Origin of the sequence: Halomonas alkaliantarctica, from assembly GCF_029854215.1 — a bacterium.
Classification (GTDB): domain Bacteria; phylum Pseudomonadota; class Gammaproteobacteria; order Pseudomonadales; family Halomonadaceae; genus Vreelandella; species Vreelandella alkaliantarctica_A.
Genome location: NZ_CP122961.1, coordinates 3,508,360 through 3,530,936, shown reverse-complemented (window position 1 = coordinate 3,530,936; position 22,577 = coordinate 3,508,360). Strand labels below are relative to the sequence as shown.

The 22,577-nt window shown below is 54.0% G+C and carries 19 protein-coding genes; all 19 read left to right on the top strand.

The features are described from left to right. Positions 1–42 precede the first annotated feature (42 nt). The 19 genes from tssM to QEN58_RS16140 all read left to right on the top strand — a co-directional run bounded on the left by tssM (position 43) and on the right by QEN58_RS16140 (position 22,099). Entirely contained in the window at positions 43–3,648 is a 3,606-nt protein-coding gene (gene tssM / locus QEN58_RS16230) for a type VI secretion system membrane subunit TssM (RefSeq protein ID WP_280104633.1), read from the top strand. Beyond that, a complete protein-coding gene (locus QEN58_RS16225; RefSeq protein WP_280104632.1) occupies positions 3,632–4,219 on the top strand; it encodes a GNAT family N-acetyltransferase in 588 nt (195 codons plus the stop codon). The genes tssM and QEN58_RS16225 overlap by 17 nt, the downstream gene beginning before the upstream one ends. 28 nt (positions 4,220–4,247) lie before the next feature. Further along, entirely contained in the window at positions 4,248–5,126 is an 879-nt protein-coding gene (locus QEN58_RS16220) for a type VI secretion system PAAR protein (RefSeq protein WP_280104631.1), read from the top strand. Beyond that, positions 5,120–5,659, top strand: coding sequence for a hypothetical protein (locus tag QEN58_RS16215; protein WP_280104630.1), 540 nt, complete (start codon positions 5,120–5,122; stop codon positions 5,657–5,659). Before QEN58_RS16220 ends, QEN58_RS16215 begins: the two co-directional genes overlap by 7 nt. 4 nt (positions 5,660–5,663) lie before the next feature. Continuing rightward, on the top strand, positions 5,664–7,745 hold the full coding sequence (locus QEN58_RS16210) for a type VI secretion system Vgr family protein (protein ID WP_280104629.1): 2,082 nt from the start codon (positions 5,664–5,666) through the stop codon (positions 7,743–7,745). 2 nt (positions 7,746–7,747) lie between these two features. Continuing rightward, positions 7,748–8,572 (top strand): DUF4123 domain-containing protein, encoded by an 825-nt coding sequence (locus QEN58_RS16205; RefSeq protein WP_280104628.1) that lies wholly within the window; start codon positions 7,748–7,750, stop codon positions 8,570–8,572. 14 nt (positions 8,573–8,586) lie between these two features. Beyond that, complete coding sequence (locus QEN58_RS16200) at positions 8,587–12,189, top strand: hypothetical protein (protein ID WP_280104627.1); 3,603 nt, start codon at positions 8,587–8,589, stop codon at positions 12,187–12,189. Then, a complete protein-coding gene (locus QEN58_RS16195) occupies positions 12,186–13,394 on the top strand; it encodes a hypothetical protein (RefSeq protein ID WP_280104626.1) in 1,209 nt (402 codons plus the stop codon). Before QEN58_RS16200 ends, QEN58_RS16195 begins: the two co-directional genes overlap by 4 nt. 105 nt (positions 13,395–13,499) lie before the next feature. Continuing rightward, on the top strand, positions 13,500–14,678 hold the full coding sequence (locus QEN58_RS16190) for a hypothetical protein (RefSeq protein WP_280104625.1): 1,179 nt from the start codon (positions 13,500–13,502) through the stop codon (positions 14,676–14,678). Between the two features lie 105 nt (positions 14,679–14,783). After that, complete coding sequence (locus QEN58_RS16185; RefSeq protein WP_280104624.1) at positions 14,784–15,209, top strand: hypothetical protein; 426 nt, start codon at positions 14,784–14,786, stop codon at positions 15,207–15,209. 163 nt (positions 15,210–15,372) lie between these two features. Then, the gene (locus QEN58_RS16180; RefSeq protein ID WP_280104623.1) at positions 15,373–15,966 is read left to right on the top strand and encodes a hypothetical protein; all 594 of its coding nucleotides are present in this window, start codon (positions 15,373–15,375) and stop codon (positions 15,964–15,966) included. Positions 15,967–16,072: 106 nt separating this feature from the next. After that, the gene (locus tag QEN58_RS16175) at positions 16,073–17,260 is read left to right on the top strand and encodes a hypothetical protein (RefSeq protein WP_280104622.1); all 1,188 of its coding nucleotides are present in this window, start codon (positions 16,073–16,075) and stop codon (positions 17,258–17,260) included. 105 nt (positions 17,261–17,365) lie between these two features. Continuing rightward, positions 17,366–17,764, top strand: a complete 399-nt coding sequence (locus QEN58_RS16170; RefSeq protein ID WP_280104621.1) for a hypothetical protein — start codon at positions 17,366–17,368, stop codon at positions 17,762–17,764. An 89-nt stretch (positions 17,765–17,853) separates the two neighbouring features. Then, positions 17,854–18,552, top strand: coding sequence for a hypothetical protein (locus QEN58_RS16165; RefSeq protein ID WP_280104620.1), 699 nt, complete (start codon positions 17,854–17,856; stop codon positions 18,550–18,552). A 106-nt stretch (positions 18,553–18,658) separates the two neighbouring features. Continuing rightward, positions 18,659–19,039 (top strand): hypothetical protein, encoded by a 381-nt coding sequence (locus tag QEN58_RS16160; RefSeq protein WP_280104619.1) that lies wholly within the window; start codon positions 18,659–18,661, stop codon positions 19,037–19,039. Positions 19,040–19,236: 197 nt separating this feature from the next. Beyond that, positions 19,237–19,839: a hypothetical protein gene (locus QEN58_RS16155; RefSeq protein ID WP_280104618.1), complete on the top strand. Its 603-nt coding sequence runs from the start codon at positions 19,237–19,239 to the stop codon at positions 19,837–19,839. 180 nt (positions 19,840–20,019) lie between these two features. Beyond that, on the top strand, positions 20,020–20,469 hold the full coding sequence (locus tag QEN58_RS16150; RefSeq protein WP_280104617.1) for an FmdB family zinc ribbon protein: 450 nt from the start codon (positions 20,020–20,022) through the stop codon (positions 20,467–20,469). 60 nt (positions 20,470–20,529) lie between these two features. Further along, positions 20,530–21,153: a hypothetical protein gene (locus QEN58_RS16145; protein WP_280104616.1), complete on the top strand. Its 624-nt coding sequence runs from the start codon at positions 20,530–20,532 to the stop codon at positions 21,151–21,153. A 400-nt stretch (positions 21,154–21,553) separates the two neighbouring features. Continuing rightward, positions 21,554–22,099: a hypothetical protein gene (locus QEN58_RS16140; RefSeq protein WP_280106954.1), complete on the top strand. Its 546-nt coding sequence runs from the start codon at positions 21,554–21,556 to the stop codon at positions 22,097–22,099. Positions 22,100–22,577: the final 478 nt, after the last annotated feature.

Sequence of the window (22,577 nt, the reverse complement as noted above, 5' to 3'; positions counted from 1 at the left end):
TGGTCAACATTAAAATCGAAGCTAAGCCGCTGGGTGCCAGGTATGTCGAAGGCACAGTCAGCGCACAACCGGGCCCAGGCACATGGTAATAAAGCCAAAGGCCTACTGCGGATCTCAACGCTGCTGTGGGCAGTCCTGCTGATTGTGTTACTGGTCGCGATCTGGTGGCTAGGGCCTAGCTGGGAAGTGCGAGGTGTCATGCCCCTCGCGCCCTTAACGAATCGTCTATTGGCCACGTTGGTAGTGGTCACCGTGATTGCCGTGGTATGGGGAGTCCGCTTGGCGCGTCGTTTACGGGCGTTGGATGAAGAGCGTCAACAGGAAGACGCCCGCCAACAAGACCCGATTATGTCGCAAGTCGAGCGTCAGGAAGCGTCTCTTAACAGCGTGTTAAGCGAGATTACCAATAGTTTGGGAGGTGGTCATAGCAGCCGCTACCATCTGCCCTGGTACTTGGTAATGGGGGTCGAAAACGCGGGCAAAACCAGCCTTATCAATCGCTCCGGCCAGAATTTTGCACTCACCCACGTCATGAAGGCATCCGGCCAAAGCAGCAAGCAAGGGCAGCTTGGCTTTGACTGGTGGATTGGCGATAAAGCCGTATTGATAGACCCTGACGGAGAGCTGTTGACCCAAGGTGCCATGGAAGGGGGCGAGCCGCAGGCATTGCAGAGCAGGCTGTGGGATCACTTTGTTGATTGGTTAGAGCGCAATCGCGCCCAGCGGCCGCTGGATGGTGTGGTGCTGGTGCTGGATCTTGCCCGGTTGAGCCACGCTCAAGTGGCAGTGCGCAAGGCCTATGCCGCGCTGCTACGCAGCCGTCTGCGAGAGCTGATGGAGCGTCACGGCACTCGTCTGCCGGTTTACGTCACGTTCAGCAAAATGGATTTGCTACACGGCTTTGATGACTTCTTTCGCCACTACTCTCGCGAGGCCCGACGTGCGCCGCTTGGATTTACCTTTACCCCGGCGTCCATGGAAACGCCAGGTAAGTGGGAGTCAGAGTTTGAGACCGACTACGATGCCATGCTGGCGCGTTTGAATCAGCTGTTACCGTCCATGTTGTCGGAGTGCCGAGACCGCGAAGAGCGCGAATCAGTATTCCGTTTTGTACGCCAGTTGGCGGGTCTGCGCGATGTGTTGTTCGGCTTCTTGACCGAGGCGCTATCAAGCGACCGCTTTTCGACTGCCGCCATGGTTCGCGGTACTTATTTTACTTCCGTGTATCAGCAAGGCGTTCCCGAAGACCCCTTTGTGGATGCGGCTGCCCGGCGTTACGGCATGGATGACAATGTTCAGCCCGCCCACCGCGCTACGCGCAGCGCACTCTACTTTACCGAGGAGCTGTTCGATAAAGTTATCTACCCCGAAGCAGGGTTGGCCGGGGATAACGCTAGGGTCACCCAGCGGCGGCGGCGCACACGCAATATCAGTCTCGTCGCCTGCTTGGTGATGGGGATGGGGCTTATCGGTGGCTGGGCGCACTTCTACCAGAAGAACAGCGTGTCTCTCGCGGCCGTCGAAGAGCGGGCAGAAACATTTTTAGCGACTCAGCCGGAGGCGTTTCAAAGCGATGACCCCAGTGGTTATGAGTTTCTAGCGCCATTAGACAGGCTGCGTTATGCGTTAGAGACCTTCTCCGAATACCGCACGCACACGCCTTACCTGGCGGATATGGGTCTGTATCAAGGGCATATCATTGGTGCCCAAATTGAGCGGGCTTATCTAGCCATGCTTGAAAATCAATTTCTGCCTGCACTGATGATTGGCATCATGGATGACATGAACCGCGCCGAAGAGGGCAGTAATGTCAAATTAGCGCTGCTGCGCGTGCTGCGCATGATGTCGGATGCCAGCGGCCGTCAACCGGAACGGGTAGAGCGCTTTATGGCCCAGCGCTGGCAGGGCTATTTTCCCCAGCGGGGCGAGATTCAAGAGCGGCTGTTAACCCACCTGGACTATGCCTTGGAGCATAGCGATTTAGTGGGCCATATTGCTGAAGGTCAGCAGCTTCCCGCCCAAGCGATGGCGCCGCTTCAGGGCAGTATTGCAGCGGCCCAAGATGAGTTAGCGCGTCAGCCGATCGACGAACGTGTTTACGCCGCACTCAAAGCCGCAGGTAGCCGCCAAGGCGAGCCGCTGGATCTACGGCGCAGTGTGGGCACGTTGTTCGATACGGTATTTATGGCGCGTAGCGATAACCCCGAACATGTGCGCTTACCGTATCTGGTCACCCGGGATGGGTTTGAAAATTATTTCTTACAAGAACTTGAGCGGGCCACAGAACTGGCACTGATCGATGTGTGGGTGCTTGGGCAGCGCGACAACATCAACTTTAGTGATGCTGATAAGCAACAACTGCAAACGGCGTTACGCGAGCATTACGTCAGCGATTACCATGTTAGCTGGCGCGATGCCCTGCGCGATACGCAACTGGTCCCCCTGCCGGACATTCATCAAGCCATCGTGGTAGCTGATGCTCTGGTTGGGGCACAGCGTCCGCTTGATCGGCTGTTGGCAGCGGTTGAGCGCAATACCAGCCTCTACCCTGAACTACCCGTTGATGATGAACAGGCGCGCAAAGCGCTGCAACAGTCCCAGCGTTACCAGCTTGCACTCGCGATTGAGCAGCCCTTTACGCCTATTAATCAGTTGAGCCAGGAACGTAACGATAATCCGTCATCGCTGGAGGAGATTAAAACCGCGGTAACAGAGCTGCGTGACTATTTACTTGAAATTGAAGAATCGGGTGATGCCGGGCGTACTGCTTTTATCAATGTGCGAGACCGGCTCTCGCTTCGCGGTAACGACCCGATTAATAACTTACAGCGTATTGCAGACAACACGCCCCAGCCAGTGGGTGACATGCTGCATAACTTAGCCGATCAGAGCTGGCAACTGATGATGGCGAGTGCCACGCGCCACTTGGAGCACCTCTGGCTTGATGACGTCGTTGCGCCTTACCAAGAGCGTCTGGCTGGCCGCTACCCTCTCGCTCCCGGCGCCAGCCGTGAAGTGGCGCTAAGCGACTTTGAAGAGTTTTTTGCCCCCGACGGCATCTTGGATGCGTTTTATGAAGAGAGCTTAAAACCCTTTATTGAAGGCGCCCCAGAGTACTTAGTAGATGCCGAAGGCAACTCACTGCTTCGCGATAGCCTGCATACGGCCATTCAACAGGCCGAACAGATTCGCCGCGCCTACTTTAGCCGTGACGGTGTTTTAGACGTGGAGTTTGCCCTTGAGCCCGTCAGCCTAAGTCCCGATAAGCGACGCAGTGTGATCAGCGTGGATGGCCAGTTGATTGAATATGCCCACAGCGCCAGCCAGCGTGTTTCGATGATTTGGCCGAACACACTGCGCGGCGGTACAGAAAGCCGCGTCACCATGGTGCCCAGTGAGGTTAATCGCTCACCCCGCAGCGTGAGCCAGGACGGCGCCTGGGCGTGGTTCCGGTTATTGGAGCAGGCCGATATCACCAGTATTAGTGAGCGTGAATTGGAGCTGCGCTTCAATGTTGACGGCGGCACGATGCGATACCGTCTATTTGCCAATGGTGCGCCTAATCCCTTTACGCGGCCGCTAGCAGCGGGCTTTCAACTGCCGGCAGCGCTCTACGCGGAGCGAGGTAGCAATGCTGACCAAACTTAAGCGGCTGTTTACCCCAGGCTCGCCCCAACCCACTGCCCGCCAGAAGCGTCAGGGGAGAAAACGCTCCCCTCCATTAGAAGACGCGTGCGGAGAGGATATCGATAATTTTATCCAGGCGGTCTACCAAGCCGATGCCAAGGGGCATTCGCCGTGGGTGTTGCGAGATAAAAGCGTGCTGGAGACGCTGCGCCGGGCGCTGGAGTTTACTGTTCATCGCGGCTTGTGGCTGCAGCGGGAAGAGGGCCAGGTAGCCCACTGGCAGGGGCGGTTGCTAGCCCTTCGCCACGGTGAAGGGCCACCGCTCGGCATGGTGCTCGCCTGTCGGCCAGATGATGAAGCCGCTTGGCAACTGCGCTTTTTCTACATCAGCCAAGAGTGGAAAGGCAGTGGTCATGGCACCCGACTGCTTATGGCCGTACGGCGCAGTTTAAGTGGTGTGCCACTGCAAACACGCCTGCCACTGACCTGTCACTCGGCCATCGACAGTCTTGAAGCCGCTGGCTTTACCCGTCAGTTCGTAGACGCTTTTGACGTTGCCCGCTACGAAGCGCCGGCAAAGTGGGATGAATAAGCGGAATCGGAATTAAGGAGCATCAGCAATGGGCCAGAAATTTGTACTAGTGGGTGATATAGGTACCGACCACGATGGTTTTCCGCCGACGCCGGTTACCGCAGGCAGCGGCACAGTGCTAATGGATGGCAAGCCGGTTGCTCGCTTAGGCGACCCGCTAGCGCCGCATGATAAACCCAAACATCCGCCGCACCCGCGAGCCATCGCTCAGGGCTCTAGCAGCATTTTAATTGACGGTAAGCCGGCAGCACTGACGGGCCACTCGGTGGATTGCGGCGGCGTGGTGATTGGCTCTGGCTCAGGGGAGGGAGGCGATATGACCGGTGCCAGTGGAGTGTCCGCGATGGGGTTTATGGCAGTTGCTGCGCCCGCAACTGAATCGACTAACAACGACGATGCCACTCTTTCTGATGCTACATCCCTAAGCTTAGAAGGACGGCAGTGGCTACAGAGCATTGAGAGACTACGCTTGATGCCTTATGACGATCAAACAGGGGAATATATTGAGCAGTGGATGCCCGGTGCCACTATCGGCTATGGACATCTTATCGCTCAACAGGAGTGGTCAACTTATCAAAACGGTATTACTTCAGAACAAGCTGATCAAATTTTTGAAGATGATCTTGCCCCATTCGTCAATACAGTAAATCGCGTTATCAACGTTCCACTTAAATCTCACCAATTTGATGCAGCCGTTATGCTGGCTTATAACTCTGGGGTTAGCGGATTTAGCTCATCTTCAGCAGCAAAACTAATCAATGATCCTAACGCAGAAACACCCTATTCCTCACTTGAAGATGCATGGAAGGCATGGAATATATCACAAGGTAAAGTAAATCAAGGTCTGATAAATCGACGTTCCGCAGAATGGGAAATGTTTTCAAAAGGGGTGTATGAAAGATGGTAAAAACATTGAAAGCACTCATATGTTTTGTTTTTCTAACGTCTTTTTCTTCAACTTATGCTGGCGGTGTTGAAGAAGGCGATCTATTGGAGAGCCTTTACGGTACTTATGAAGTGGCCAATACAGAGCGATATCGTGGAGGATTAACGAGTAGAGAAGAAGCTCTTAAGCAGCTAGATACGTTAGTGATAGTTAGAAAAAATGAGTTTTCATTTTGGAATGGGGTTTTTTATGAAAACCCCATTTATGAAATAAAAGATTATCCTGTATTGAACCTGGAAGGTGAGGTTCCTAGTGCAACTCAAAGGTTTGGGGATTTCTACGGCTATGGCCAAGAAAGAGAAAATATTAGAACGCTAAGTGTGTATAGCCAAGAGCCAAATGAGCCCCCTTATATATTTGAAGTGGTGGAGGGTAACCTTTGGATGTTTTTAGACGGGTGGTTTTACACGCTTGAGAGAGTTTCATCTGACGATAGCGTCCTTTCATTCAGCAAGAACGCTGGCCCCTGCTTAAGCACTGAAATCAAAGGATGATGCCATGACAGGTTTGCAATTTACCCTAACGCTACCCGGCGTTGATGACGTCGCGGTGATCGACTTCACCCACCGCGAGGCGCTCTCCCAGCCTTTCGAGCTGGTGCTGAACCTGGCGAGCCGGGACGGCAGTCTTGATGCCGCTGAACTGCTGGATCGCGAAGCCACCCTGACCATCTGGCAGGACGGCGAACCGCTGCGTCGGGTACACGGTATCGTTAGCGAATTTGGCCGGGGTGATCGCGGCCACCGTCGTACCTTCTACTCACTAGTGCTGCGCCCAGCACTATGGCGGCTCTCGCTGCGCCAGAACTCGCGTATTTTCCAAAAAGTCGACCCGCTCACGATCATTAATACCCTCTGCGACGAGCGGGGTATTACCGACGTCTCCTTTGCGGTCACCCGCGAGCCGGAGCAGCGTGAGTACTGTGTACAGTACCGCGAGACCGACCTCGCCTTTATTGAGCGTTTAGCCGCCGAAGAAGGCTTGTTCTACTTTCATGAATTTGAAGAGAGTGATGGCGGCACCCACCGCTTAATCTTTGCCGATGATCCAAAAGTACTCACCAGCTTGGGTGAGCGCACTTACCACAGCCGCGCTGGTGGAACAGCCCCCACACGCCATGTGCGCAAGCTTAGTCATACCGCCCGCGTGGCAGCGGCCACCGCCACCCTGAAAGACTACAGCTTTAAAAACCCGGCCTATGCGCAGTTGCATGAACACCTAGGCCGCGATGTTGAGCAGCACGGACAAAACGCTGACTACGAGCACTACGACTACCCCGGCCGCTACAAGCAAGACGCCTCCGGCAAGCCCTTTACGCGCATTCGTCTGGAACAGCTACGCCGCGAAGCGATTACCGCCAGCGCTGAAAGCGATTTACCCGAACTCGCTCCAGGCCTGCGTTTCACCCTGACCGATCACGATACCGACAACCTCAACCGCGATTGGCAGGCCATTGAAGTAAGCCACTTCGGCGAGCAACCCCAGGCGCTGGAAGAAGATGGCATGACTCAGGGTGATGCAAATGGTATGACCCGTTATTACAACCAGGTCACCCTCATCCCCGGCGATGCACCCTGGCGAGCAACCCCGAATCCCAAGCCCCGCGTCGATGGCCCTCAAGTGGCCTTTGTCGTCGGCCCCGAAGGCGAAGAAATTCACTGCGACGAACACGGCCGGGTCAAAGTACAGTTCCCCTGGGACCGCTACGCAGAGCCAAATGACACGGCGAGCTGCTGGGTACGCGTCGCCCAAGGCTGGGCAGGCGGTGGCTACGGCAGTATCGCCATCCCGCGTATCGGCCATGAAGTGATTATCTCGTTTCTGGAAGGTGATCCCGATCAACCGCTGGTCACCGGGCGTACCTACCACGCGGTGAATACCGCACCTTATCCGCTGCCGGAACACAAAACCCGCACGGTGCTGCGCACCCAAAGCCACAAGGCTGAAGGCTTCAACGAACTGCGCTTCGAAGACGAAGCAGGCGAAGAACAGATTTGGCTCCACGCCCAGAAAGACCTGGAGCTGTTAACGCTTAACGACCGCACCGAAGAGATCCGCAACGACAGCCACCTCAAGGTGCACAACGACCGCATCAGCGAGATCGACAACAACGATCACCACACGGTGCATAACAACCGCCACACCCAGGTAGACGGCGACGACCACCTGAAGGTCGACGGCACCCGCCATGAAAAAGTCGGCCAAGCGCAGCTGATGGAAGCAGGGCAAGAGATTCATCACAAAGCGGGCATGAAGGTGGTGATCGAAGCAGGCGCGGAAATCACCCTAAAAGCCGGCGGCAGCTTCCTGAAAATCGACCCCAGCGGCGTCACTATTGTTGGCCCGCAGGTCAAGATTAACTCTGGCGGTAGTCCTGGCAGTGGCAGTGGTCAGGCTGCGCAGGGGCCGCAGTTGCCAGGTCAAGCAACTGCAGAAACACATGAAGCAATACCGCACGTGACCCATGAGGCACTGCTGGAAGCCTCGGCAGTAGAGGCCAGTATCATCCAGTTATGCCAAAAGCAAACCGATGGCAGTTGCCCGCTGGCTGACTGTCCTTGCCGGGCTAGGGTTAGCTGATAATGCGCTACGCAGTAAAATTGCCGGAGCAAAGGAAGCAGCGTTATTGGTTGGTTGATACCGGAAGTCTTCCCGAGGGGGAGGTGTTACGTCGTTTCTATGCAGAGGCGACTCAACCCACGTTTCGCTGGCTTTACGACGATACGGCTTATAAAGGGGTCAGAAATAGCGGCCCTGTGTTACTTGATATCACTCAAAATAGCGACTTTTGGCAACAATGCTGCACCGATTGGGTGGGAACAGCCGCGTCGGTAGTGATTGACACAAACGAGACCCTAGATGAGCTGCAACAGCGTTTAGCAACGCATCTAACCATACACACCTTAGGGAATGGAAAGGGATTGCTGCGGTTTCACGAGCCAGCGGTCTTACATCTCTTGCTAGGCGAAGAGCAACTTTCTCCGGACGGTCGACTGATGCTGATGGGCAAAGACACGACATGGTATTGGGCGCTTTGTCTAAGCCAGGGAACGATCATTCATGAGCATTGTTCCTCAGTTAACAGCGAGGACATTACGCCCAACCAGGCATTAAGGTTAGACGACGTTACCCAACAGCGACTGACCAGCTTGAGGCAGTTTTCCCGATTAATGCCGTTAATGGGTGATGCTATTGATCGTTTCGATCTGTTGCAAAGTGAGGACGAGATCACATCCCTCTGGCGGGCGCTTGAGCAGTATTGGGGTGCCACTTGGCAAACCCATTTGCCACGCAAGCAAGCCGTTGAAAACGCGCGAAATATGCTGGTAAGCAGTAACGCACTCGAACAATTCATTGATGAGTTGGGCGCGTATGTGCAGAGCTCCTCTCTCGATGCGATGAGATGACAAAGGATACAGAAATGTCACAGAATCATGCGTGCAGCCCAAAGGCCATCTATCTAGAAATGACCGGCCAACATGACGATAACCACCAGAATGAATACTGGCTTTATCAGGGTGACAATGCAGTTGAACTCCTGGCAGAAGGAGATGCGTCGGAGGGGCGTTTCGGGCCCATCGTCGAGTCGCAGAAAGAGTTTTTTGAAGAAGAGCTGGCAGACTATCGACTGGTACAAAAGATAGGCGATATTGAAGTACCGCTACTGCAGGTGGAAGAGGTCTCACAATGTGGTCTGATTCCCAAACAGCGCGCATTCCAACATAACCTCATGGTGTCGACCGTACCCATGCTGTACCTCGATCATCAGGAGCTAGCGTCGGGGCCATGCCGCGGCGGTTTTATCTATGTGTTTCTCAACGGGCGTCTGATTCGTGAACTAGTGGTATCGGGTGAACCGAGCCAAGCGCCTCGCTTTATCGATAGTGATATCGCCACTTATAGGCAGCAGGGAGATGAGGTGCCTGCCGTTCGGGAGTTTACCGGCCCAGCCCTGTCCCATCTGCATTTGCCTCTCAAGCTCGATGGCGAGGCTGCCGATGTAAGCCTTGCCTTCTCGGATCACCCATGGCCCTGGGCTCACATCCAGCAGCTAGAAGCCAACCCAAGCCTGATTGAGAAACGCTGCCAGCCACTCGCCCTCAATGAATCGTCGGTGAGTGCCATGCTGCAGAGCGACATGCGCAACATGTACACCCATAGCGTGGAAGTCAACCGTGACGAGTGCGCTGGCAAGGCCTCCCTGGACTGGCTGCCGCCCATGCGCCCACGCGATGTGATGTACGAGCAAGCCTGGGGCAGCGCACGGGATTATCTGGAAGACACCTCTGCCGAGGGCTGGAACACGCTCGTCGAACAGCTACGCGCCGAGCGTGAGTTCTTCGAGTCCGATGATCAGCAGGCAACACCACCAGAAAGCGATATTCAGACGCGTCAGCGATATTTTTCACCTGCGCTGCGTAGCTGCCTGGTGCAGCAATGGAACAATGCCTGCCGTGCGGATGATGAGCGTGCGGATGATGCCTCGCTTGCCATGCTTCCCGCGCCGGAGGGAACCGACGATTGCCTGGCGGCGCTTCGCGCACAGCAGCTCTGTGCAGTTTTCTTGCGTGACCCCAAACAGGCGATTGACCACTTGATCGAAGATATCCAGGCGGGTCAGGAACTGCTTTGGGTACTCTCTGAAGGCATGAAATATCATCCCCACGGCAAGTCTGCTGAACTGATCCAGGCCAACTGTTTCATGCCGCACGGCCCAAGTGGTGAAGAAAACCCACTCTACCTCGACACTTGGTACGACACGCGTCTCGAACGCTCCCGGGAGAGCCTGTTCGCCCGCTTGATCAAGGAAGAAGAGCGCCGCCTAGCCCGCCTGCGGATCGACGAGCGGCTATCGGCGCTGGTGACGCTGTTCAATGACACATCGCCGGGGGCCTTTTGCCATACCCTGCGCGACGCCATGCTGTTTGATGATATCAACCACCTGGAGCCCTACACACTGCTGGCAAGGTGTATAGAGACCCTACAAATCGGCTTGAACTGCCTCGACTTCAAGGCAACACCCGACGAAGCCCAAACCCTCCAGGCGCCTGCACAGTGCCAGCAAGCTCTTGAAGCACTGTTCGCTTCCAATCAACAGCAGGCGGGCCATGCTTGCTCTCCCCTGCTGTTTGCCGAGGAGAGTTGCAGCACAAACCTCTGGGGCAGCCCTTATGCCAGGAACCTGGACGTGCTGCAGGTGGCCGCCAAAAACGTCATGGACCAGCAAGATAAGGTCGCTACCCCAACCGGAGAGCAACTGATTGCCTGGCAGCAGCGCCTGGATGAAGAAGTCGGTGATCTGGGGCCCGCCATGAGTAGTGCCCGCATGGCGCTCAACGGTACGGACGCCGTCGCCAGCAGCATCGTACCGACCTTGCTCAACGCGGTGGCGGGCCTGAAGCTGGGCGAGACCATGACCATCACCCTGGCCTCCGATATAGCCGACCTCAAAGGCGCTTTGATGGGAGGCCTCCCCATTGAGGTGGCCGATGTCGATGGCACAGTTCATTGGCTCTTGCCCAGCCAGTTCAAACCTTTGACCGAGGAGATGGCCCAAGGTGGCATCGCCCTCCAGGCCGCCTCCGCCCGCAATGTCTTGGGTGGCGAAGTCACCTCGTCTCCATCAGCCACGAGTCGAGCGCAGGTGACGGGGCAAGTGACCAGCGAGCAGGCCTTCCGGTGGACACAGACGGGGTATATCGGGTTGTGGTCGGGTTTGGTAGTGTTGGAGGCATTCAATCTGGTGTCGGCTATTGATGACGCTTTGGAGAAAGGAAGTATTGAAAACCTTCTAAAAGCTGCTAGTTCGACTATTGATGCCTCCCTGCTGACATTACAGGGCCTTAAGTTGTCCAATGTCCGCTGGGGTTGGGCTGTTCGTGCCAATGAGTTTCTTGATATACGCTTGATCAAAAATGCCGGGTGGCAAGAAGCTATGGGTGAGGCGGGTCAGGTGCGTGGCTTTATGACACTCAGTGCTGGGTTCTTTACCGCCTCGTTGGTGGCCATCGATGCCTATCAACTTTATCAGCAAGGTTTGAGGGACTCGGCTAAGTGGACAGCGGGCGCCAGTGGCGCTATCGGCGTAGGTAGTTATGTTGGTTCCGGCTATGGTCAGGGGATGGCGAACGCCGCCAGGATGAATCTGGTGCGCAATCGCTTTCTGAATGGCCTGTTGGGCTTGGTGGGCACTCCGCGTCCGGTACCGGTGATGCTGGTTAGTCTCGGGGTGGCGTTGGTATGTCAGTACATGGCTACCAACGCTCGCGATGATCGCCTCTCCCTTTGGGTACGCTATGGACCCTTCGGGAATCATCAGGATGAACTGGCAGGGAAGCTCCAGTCCCTGGCGGAGGAGGCCGAGGATGATGCTCGGCAGATGGACAAGCACGATTACCTCAAAGACCTTCAGTCAGCTTCTTCCGAAGGTGCATATTTCCAGTTATTGCAAGGACTTTTCCAGGTACGCTTCGCGCTGGTGGCGCCCCAAGGCTTGGTCGATATCGATCCGGATTTCCTTGACTGCGATATCGCTATTCGCATGACCTGCCCGGGGCTGCGTTATGGCGAGTTTCAATTGCCCATCACCCAAATCGAAGCCGCCTGTTCGGCACCGGTGCCAGATAGGCGCCACACCTATCAATATGCTCCCATGGATCGCCGCCGCTTACTGGTAGAGCTTTTGAGGCAAGATCCAGATGACCCTACGGTGCGTTATTTGGGTATTCGTATTCCTCGGGAGTGGCGTCGCCTGGGTGTTCCCACCACGGGGCTTGGCGATGTGCCCGCCAAATGGTTGGCGGCCAGCTATGATCAATTCCGCCATGAGCCAGATTATCAACGCGAATACCACCAGGGCAGTTACCTGGTGCGCATAGGCCTGGGTGATATCGAAGGCCAAGGGAGCGTGGAATACTGGGACCCAGTCGAAAGACAACACCGTAAGCTGGAAGATAGCGTTGCTTTTGCGGCGCAACCTTCGACGCTGACCTGGGTATGGAACAAACAAGGAGCCGGAGTATGAGTTCGACGGAACAGCCACAAGATCACTATGCCGAGACCGCGTTCCGGGCCGACGCCATTCCCCGCCAGACACCACCGCCAGAAAAAAGTGTTTGGGGGAAACTGGGAAGTAACTTTGACGTCGCCCGTCTACCTTGGGGTCACTATGTAGGCATTAATCCATCGGAATTTGAATATGAATATTCTGGAGGATGGTATCGTGACTACGAGTATATGGGCGAGCATGATTTCCATGACTTTAACCATATAAACGAGTTGCGTTGGTCAAAGTTCGTCGATGAAGACATCAGCCTAGTCTATCGTTTTTTTCGCTTTTGGTTTGTCGTTATTAGTCATGGATTTAGTTTTATCGCATCGGGTGGGGGTAAGGGGGGAGGGTGGTTTTTTTCGGCAATAGGTGTGTTTGTTTTACTGCTATTATTAACTTCTGCCTTTTGGGTAAACCCAGATGAGCCATTTCCATATGATGGGCTTTTGGTTCCGTTGTCATTTTTTTTAATCTGTGGTGTAGCGACTGTATTTAAAACCCTGTTTGAGAAACATAGTATTCGTTTCTACAAGAGTAACCAGAACTGGTCGGATGATGTTGCTTTCTGTCGTCGTTCGGGCCTGGTCAAGAGCTTTCAGGGCAATTTTCCTTTCTACGAGTTCGATGCCTTTATCGAGATGGCCGCAGACATGAAGGGCAATCAGCGTCACACCCTCAAGGTGCGTCATCGCTATCCCCAGTTTAGCAAGGACAAGCACAGTGGCTTGCCGATGGAGTTCACCTTCCCCACCGATACCGGCAGTATCGCCGAGCGCTATGCCATGTGGGACATGCTGGGCCGCTATATGGATGTCAGCCAGCCGCTGCCGGATATTCCTCGCTTAGAGCCGTTTCGGCATCTTGACCCCACCACCAAGGCCTTCGATGAGGCGGGTAAGCGCGGCCGCCCGGCGACCTACTGGCGCGATCTCTACGCCAAAGCCAGCGAGCAGGAACTGAAACAATGGCGCGAGGAGCACCGACAGGTTGTCGACGCCGCGCCTTGGGGTAGCCGCCCGGACCTGATGGCCCAATCCGTGCCCGGCTATGGCGACAGCTATACCGCAGAACCCGAAGACGTTAACGCCTACGGCCGCTTTCCCAGCAAGTCGGACCGTTTTGTCGAGCGCGCTGAAGCAAACGACGCTTTCCCGCAAAACAAACGCGATAGCGATTAACGACACCACAACAGCGTTATCAAGACTTGCTTCTGGAAGGCCGCTGGCGGCCTTCCCTAGCGGTAGTGTGGCTAAACGAGTATGGAACACATTAGGAGCCGGCATATGAGCCAAACAGAACAGCCACAAGATCACTATGCCGAGACCGCCTTTCGGGCCGCCGCCATTCCCCGCCAGGCGCCGCCGCCAGAAAAAAGCACCTGGAAAAAACTGGGCAGTAACTTGGACGTGGCCCGGCTACCCTGGGGGAATTATGTCGGTGTCAATCCAACCCTATATGAGTACGATAATGAGTGGTTTGAGGATTACCAGTACATGAAAGAAGATTATCTTGGCTATGCCATGATTAATGAAGTGCGCTGGTCGAAATTTGTCGATGAAGATATCAGCTTGCTTTATCGCTTCTTGCGTTTTTGGTTCGTGGTCATCTCTCACGGTTTTAGTTTTATCGGTGGGGGGGGGTACTTTATTCTCGCTCTAGCCGTCATAACTTCTATTGTTGGAGTAATTGCGCAATTCTTTTCTGAAACACCTGAATACCCACTTCTCCTTTTGAAACTTCCACTGGGAGTAGCAGCATTCTGTGGAATCGCTACCATACTGAGAAGGCTTTACGAGACATACAGCATTCGCTTTTACAAAAGTAATAAAAGCTGGTCAGACGATTTCGCTTTTTGTCGTCGCACGGGCATGGTGAAGACCTTCCGTGGGGAGTTCCCTTTTTATGAGTTCGATGCCTTTATCGAAATGCGCGCGGATATGAAGGGTAATCAGTTCCATAGCCTCAAGGTGCGTCATCGCTATCCACAGCACAGCAAAGACGAGCGCAACGGTCTACCGCTTGATTTCGATTTCCCGGCTGACGGTAATATTGCCCAGCTTTATGCCATGTGGGACATGCTGGGCCGCTATATGGACGTCAGCCAGCCGCTGCCGGACATTCCTCGCCTGGAGCCGTTCCGCCATCTCGACCCCACGACCAAGGCCTTCGATGAGGCGGGTAAGCGCGACCGCCCGGCGACCTACTGGCGCGATCTCTACGCCAAAGCCAGCGAGCAGGAACTGAAACAATGGCGCGAGGAGCACCGAAAGGTTGTCGACGCCGCGCCTTGGGGTAGCCGCCCGGACCTGATGGCCCACTCCGTGCCCGGCTATGGCGACAGCTATACCGCAGAACCCGAAGACATTAACGCCTACGGCCGCTTCCCCAACAAGGCGGACCGCTTTGTCGAGCGCGCTGAAGCCAAAGACTCAACTGCGCAGAACAAACGCGACAACCATTAACATCATCACAATAACTGTCATCAATACATTCTTTGGAAGGCCGTTGGTGGCCTTCCCTAGCGGTAGTGTGGCTAAACGGGTATGGAACAAACAATGAGCCGGAGTATGAGTTCGACGGAACAGCCACAAGATCACTATGCCGAGACCGCCTTTCGGGCCGACGCCATTCCCCGCCAAGCGCCGCCGCCAGAAAAAAGCACTTGGAAAAAACTGGGCAGTCATTTAGACGTAGCCCGGCTACCCTGGGGAAATTATATCGGGGTTAATCCAACTGATTTTGAATATGAACATACAGTAGGCTGGTTTCGAAGCTATCAACACATGGGAGACGACTATCGCAAGTACAACATGATCAATGAAACGCGCTGGTCACAAGTTGTCGATGAAGATATCAGCTTACTTTATCGCTTCTTGCGCTTTTGGTTTATGGTCATCTCTCACGGTTTTAGTTTTATAGGTGGGGGGGTATTTTATTGTTGGCCTTACTGTTGTGGCTTCATTGTTGATTGCAGTACCACAGCTTTTTTCTGAAACCCCTAAACTATCAGTTAACTTATTGATCATTCCAGCATGGACTATCGCTTTCTGCGGAGCAGCTACCATACTTCGAAGACTTTACGAGAAATACAGCATCCGCTTTTACAAAAGCAATAAGAACTGGTCAGACGATATCGCTTTTTGTCGGCGCACGGGTATGGTGAAGTCTTTCCAAGGTAACTTTCCATTCTATGAATTCGATGCCTTTATCGAAATGAGCGCCGATATGAAAGGTAACCAGCTCCATAGCCTTAAAGTGCGTCATCGCTACCCTCAGCACAGCAAAGACCCTCGAAACAATCTGCCGCTTGATTATAGTTTCCCGGCCGACGGGAGAATTGCCCAGCTGTATGCCATGTGGGACATGCTGGGCCGCTATATGGATGTCAGCCAGCCGCTGCCGGACATTCCTCGCCTGGAGCCGTTCCGCCATCTTGATCCCACGACCAAGGCCTTCGATGAGGCGGGTAAGCGCGGTCGCCCGGCCACTTACTGGCACGACCTCTACGCAAAGGCCAGCGAGAAAGAGCTTAAGCAGCTACACGGAGAGCACCGACAGGTTGTCGACGCCGCGCCTTGGGGTAGCCGCCCGGACCTGATGGCCCAATCCGTGCCCGGCTATGGCGACAGCTACACCGCAGAACCCGAAGACGTTAACGCCTACGGCCGCTTCCCCAACAAGGCGGACCGTTTTGTCGAGCGCGCTGAAGCAAAAGATGCATCCCAGCAGAACAAACCTGACAACCAGTAACGGCCAAGATAAGTCGTCATCAATCCATTCTTCTGGAAGGCCGCGGGTGGCCTTCCCTGGCGGTAGCGTGGCCTAAGCGGGTATGGAACAAGCAAGGAGCGGGAGTATGAACCAGACGGAACAGCAGCATGAACATTATGCCGAGACCGCCTTTCGGGCCGACGCCATTCCCCGCCAGGCACCACCGCCAGAAAAGAGTATATGGGGGAAGCTGGGCAGTAACTTCGATATTGCCCGCCTGCCTTGGGGAAACTATGTAGGCATTAATCCATCGGAATTTGAATATGAATATTCCGGAGGTTGGTATCGTGACTTCGAGTATATGGGAGAGCAGGATTTCCATGGCTTTAATCATATTAACGAATTGCGGTGGTCGAAGTTCGTCGATGAAGATATAAGCCTGATCTACCGCTTTTTTCGCTTCTGGTTTGTTTTCTGGACGCACCTTCTTAGCTTTATTGGCCCAGGCGGGGGGAAGGGAGGGGGGTGGTTTTTTACTAGTATAGTTGCAGTCTGTACGATTTTGTTTTTGTTTGCCGCAGATACTATCTTGGCTGCGCTAACTCCTCTAGCTATTACGGTAGGTTTGTGTGGGGTGGCGACTGTATTTAAAACTTTGTTTGAGAAACATAGTATTCGTTTCTACAAGAGTAACCAGAACTGGTCGGATGATGTTGCTTTCTGTCGTCGTTCGGGCCTGGTCAAGAGCTTTCAGGGCAATTTTCCTTTCTACGAGTTCGATGCCTTTATCGAGATGGCCGCAGACATGAAGGGCAATCAGCGTCACACCCTCAAGGTGCGTCATCGCTATCCCCAGTTTAGCAAGGACAAGCACAGTGGCTTGCCGATGGAGTTCACCTTCCCCACCGATACCGGCAGTATCGCCGAGCGCTATGCCATGTGGGACATGCTGGGCCGCTATATGGATGTCAGCCAGCCGCTGCCGGATATTCCTCGCTTAGAGCCGTTTCGGCATCTTGACCCCACCACCAAGGCCTTCGATGAGGCGGGTAAGCGCGGCCGCCCGGCGACCTACTGGCGCGATCTCTACGCCAAAGCCAGCGAGCAGGAACTGAAACAATGGCGCGAGGAGCACCGACAGGTTGTCGACGCCGCGCCTTGGGGTAGCCGCCCGGACCTGATGGCCCAATCCGTGCCCGGCTATGGCGACAGCTATACCGCAGAACCCGAAGACGTTAACGCCTACGGCCGCTTTCCCAGCAAGTCGGACCGTTTTGTCGAGCGCGCTGAAGCAAACGACGCTTTCCCGCAAAACAAACGCGATAGCGATTAACGACACCACAACAGCGTTATCAAGACTTGCTTCTGGAAGGCCGCTGATGGCCTTCCCTGGCGGTAGTGTGGCTAAACGGGCATGGAACAAACAAGGAGCCGTAGTATGAGTTCGACGGAACAGCCACAAGATCACTATGCCGAGACCGCCTTTCGGGCCGACGCCATTCCCCGCCAAGCGCCACCGCCTGAAAAAAGCGTTTGGGGGAAATTGGGCAGTAACTTTGACGTCGCCCGTCTACCTTGGGGTCACTATGTAGGCATTAATCCATCGGAATTTGAATATGAATATTCTGGAGGATGGTATCGTGACTACGAGTATATGGGCGAGCATGATTTCCATGACTTTAATCATATAAACGAGTTGCGTTGGTCAAAGTTCGTCGATGAAGACATCAGCCTAGTCTATCGTTTTTTTCGCTTTTGGTTTGTCGTTATTAGTCATGGATTTAGTTTTATTGCATCGGGTGGGGGTAAGGGGGGGGGTGGTTTTTCACTAGTATAGTTGCAGTCTGCACGATTTTGTTTTTGTTTGCCGCAGATACTATCTTGGCTGCGCTAACGCCTCTAGCTATTACGGTAGGTGTGTGTGGTGTGGCGACTGTATTTAAAACCCTGTTTGAGAAACATAGTATTCGTTTCTACAAGAGTAACCAGAACTGGTCGGATGATGTTGCTTTCTGTCGTCGTTCGGGTCTTGTCAAAAGCTTTCAGGGGGATTTTCCCTTCTACGAATTCGACGCTTTTATCGAGATGGCCGCGGATATGAAGGGCAGTCAACGTCACACCCTCAAGGTGCGTCATCGCTATCCCCAGTTTAGCAAGGACAAGCACAGTGGCTTGCCGATGGAGTTCACCTTCCCCACCGATACCGGCAGTATCGCCGAGCGCTATGCCATGTGGGACATGCTGGGCCGCTACATGGATGTCAGCCAGCCACTGCCTGATATCCCTCGGTTGGAGCCGTTCCGTCACCTCGACCCCACGACCAAGGCCTTCGATGAGGCGGGTAAGCGCGGCCTTTCAGCCACCTACTGGCGGGATCTCTACGCCAAGGCCAGCGAGAAGGAACTGAAACAATGGCGCGAGGAGCACCGAAAGGTTGTCGCCGCCGCGCCTTGGGGTAGCCGCCCGGACCTGATGGCCCAATCCGTGCCCGGCTATGGCGACAGCTACACCGCTGAGCCCGAAGACGTGAACGCCTACGGCCGCTTCCCCAATAAAACCGACCGCTTTGTCGAGCGCGCTGAAGCAAAAGCTGCATCCCAGCAGAACAAACCTGACAACCAGTAACGGCCAAGATAAGTCGTCATCAATCCATTCTTCTGGAAGGCCGCGGGTGGCCTTCCCTGGCGGTAGCGTGGCCTAAGCGGGTATGGAACAAGCAAGGAGCGGGAGTATGAACCAGACGGAACAGCAGCATGAACATTATGCCGAGACCGCCTTTCGAGCCGACGCCATTCCCGATCAGAGCTATGCACCCAAAAACGAAATGCTGCGCGGGTGCATCCTCGAAACCCGCTTGCCTTGGGGCAGTTATCTGGGGGTAAACCCCACTACTTATCAATACTCGGAAAGCTGGTTTCGGGATTATAAATATATCGGTGGCGACTATCATGACTACACCATGATCAATGAGAGGCGCTGGTCAAAGCGGGTTGATGAAAATATAGGCATTCTTTATCGCCTGTTACGCTTTATCTTTGTTATCTACTCCCATGGTTTTAGCTTTATTCGAACGGGTGGTGGTGTGTGGGGGGGGGTATGTTCACGGGAATAATGGCATTTTGCACAATACTTTTTATCTTTGCGGCCGATACTTTGTTACAAGCTTTTATTCCTCTTGCCATAGTATCGGCCTTTTGTGGAGGCGCGACTCTTCTTCTTAAGCTTTGGGAAAAGTATGAGTTAAAATTCTACAAAGGCAATCGCAATTGGTCAGATGATTATGCTTTTTGTCGACGCACTGGCATGGTCATGACCTCTCGAGGTGACTTCCCCTTCTATGAGTTCGATGCTTATATCGAAATGCGGGTAGGCACCCAAGGGTCACAGTTTCACTCGTTCAAAGTAATCCACCGCTACCCTCATCGTAGCCCTGACCCGCTTACTAATAACCCACTGGAATTTAGCTTTGCCGTGGATGGCAGTATCGCCCAGCTATACGCCGCCTGGGATATGCTGCAGCGCTATATGGATGTCTCTCAGCCACTGCCGGACGTACCCGAATTAGAACCCTTCCGTCACCTAGACCCGACCACCAAGGCTTACGACGAAGAGGGTAAACGCGGCCGCCTCGCGACTTACTGGCGCGATTTATATGCCAATAGCAGCGAGGAAAAGCTCAAGGTGCTGCGTGAGGCGCACCGCGCCGAGGTGGATGCTACCCACTGGGGCGGCCGCTCAGACCTGATGGAGCTCTCTGTGCCCAACTTCCGCGAAACCCGTAAGGGCGAACCCGAAAACGTCAATGCCTTTGGCCACTTTCCCTGGAAGGCCGGTAAATTCCTTGACCGGTCGGAAGCGACACCGTCAGTGGATTCAACGGATCAGCAGCAGAGCGACGATAACCCGCGCTAAGCGCTAATAAGACAAACATCCATTTATCCGCTTCGGAAGGCAGCGACTGCCTTTCAGAGCGCTGCTGCCCAATTAAATACTCACCAGCCTGGGTGAACACACCCACTACAGCTTCGCCAAGGGCTAACTAGAAGAAACGACACTTTCAGCTTGAAGTAATAGGCATGTCAGGCCGAGAGCATGCTCGACAGTAATGAATCAATAACCCAGCAGAGGAGAGCTAAAGCAGTGAATGAAAAAGAACCTATTGAAAAGCAAGATAAAGCATTAATTGAAAGTATTGATTTTGAATGCCCCGCATGTGGCTCTTGTTTTTGCGAGGAGTCGCAGTGGATTAATGGGCTTTTGAAAGCCGATACGGCCACTTGCCCGCATTGTGAAAGCGATCTATTGATCGAAACCGAAGACAAGGATCGTCTAACGATCACAATGAAGAAAAAAGAGCAATTCGGAAAGGCAATGTTTGTCTTTATGGTGCCCTACATCATCGTAGGACTTATCGTCTCCCTCTCATTCGGCGGAATCGGCTTTATGCTTTATATGCCCGTCGGGCTGTTGGCTTTTTCTTTACTAAAAATGCTATTCGATAATCAGCCGGATCTGACGATAAGTCTGAAATCAGCCACATAACTGAAAGCTATCTATTCAATCGACAGTTAGGTGCTCGGCACCATTTTAAGGGGCGTTTGCGTGTTTCCATTAAGTTTTAAGAAGTCTTTTGACATTGAGTTTATCCAATCGCTGTATGACCGGCTAGTGAGCCATGACGACTCTCTAAAGCTAATACTCAGAACAAAGAATGGACGAAAGACCGATGATCCCAGCAAGGCCGGTATTGGTGAAATTCGAAATGCCAGCAACAAGCAGCTGTTTGGGATGAGTGCGAAGGAAGGCATCGTCCACACGAAGCATGCGGGGGTGCTCCAAACCCCTTTGTTTGACTTTCTGAAGGAGCGGGGCATCCACCAACAGGAGGTCAGTCCGGATACCGGCGTAGCTTGTGTTCTTCTTTATGTTGTTTTGGTTGCCGGCGGTGGGTTGCTATATACCACTCACAATAATGTCGGATTTCTCTACCCCTATCTGCTGGGCTGTGTGGCCTCCGTCCTCTTAGGACTCGCATTGATATCTTATGCTTACAAGCCTGGCCAAAAGAAGTGGTCCATCCCCGCTATGGTACTCCTCGCTATCGGCGCCTTACCCACTGCCCCTTCGAGCCTGCTGGCATTGCCGATGATCAATTACCTGGGGCGAGCCAAGTTACATAGGGTATTTAACCAGGGTGGGGAAGACGCCGAGACAATCCATACCTAGCCCCATATATGCAGCACCCGATGTCGCCCTACCGGTGGCAGGGGCTCAAAGCATGATCATGTTAACGCGACAAGGATGTCAGTTATGAGCCAGAAGACACCAGACTCGCCGCGCCCGGATATCCTCTAGCCCCACCGGGCCGGTGATATCGAGCCCTTCCCAGGTGGCAAGGTTATTTACCTGTCGCCGACTCCCTTACCCACGGGAACAGCCCCCCTGGATTTTAACCAGGCGATTGGGGAAGTAAACGATGCTTATCTGGATTTTGGCGGCAGTCTCCCTTCACCCTTTACATGGCAAGTGGTACTAGGGGGGGCCTTTATTAGTTCTCTGTGGATTGTTGTGCTTACTCCTTTGGTACTCGGTTGGCTAACTTCTAACGGAGAACTCTCTTTTGCCAGTGAGTTTATGGCCTTCTTCGACATTACTCTCGGAATGGGGCTATGGGGGGGCGATATTCCTTACATTAGCCCTAGTAATCAAAGCCCACTACCACTTTAAGTTCCGTGAGGCTGTCCCCACTCGTTTCCACCGCCAGCGTCGTGAGGTGGCTTTTGCTCCAGGCGGAGGAAAGCCAGCCATCATTGTGCCCTGGGAAGATGTCGTCTCGGTATGCGGTTTTAATCCCAACTTGGGGCCTGGGGCAGTCACCGGCTTTGGCTACAACTTTGGACTGTTGCCGCCGGACCCTCAGCGACCTGGTTGCACGCTGCCGGGTGCTGGCATTATGGTCAGCGTAGGTGGCCTGCCAGGGGCGCTGGCCCAGTGGGCCAAGCCGTCGGCAGTTGTTAACGAACTCAGCGAACACCTGCGCGCCGCTTACCAACGTGGCGAAAAGTTTGTGGAGATGGGCGATATCGAAAAACGCTTTGGGGTAGCGGCCCCATCTGCCGAACAAGCTCCCTATCCGTCGTTTCCGTTCCGGGCAAAGGCGGAGCGGGCATAATCACCAATGGTCAACGACAAGGATGACGTTATGAACGACGTGACGAAAAAAAGAACGTTGGCCTTTTGATGCGCTGGCCATCGTGACCTGTGGCCAGTGTAGCCATTCATGGGCAACTAAGGGGAAGCAGGTCACCACGCTCAAAGAGGGGCATTCGTTTACTTGCCCACAATGCCACCATGAAGGCTCACACAATGAAGATCAGCAGGTCGATTTGGTCGCTCATCTTACACATGTCGATAAGGTGACAGGGAAAGGCAGCACTTGGGTCACTATCGCTGGATTAGCCGTTTTTTTGGTGGGGATCGGCAGTTTCTTGGGCCTAGTGCCTATTTGGGTTGTCGTGGCGGTCGTGATTCCAACGGTGTGAGCGATGGTGTCCTCTTCCTCCGAGGCGAACAAAATCAATCCTATCTGCTTAGCGCTCAAGTCACCTTAACGTTGTGAAGAAGCAGTTGAGACGTATTCTCGCGCCTAG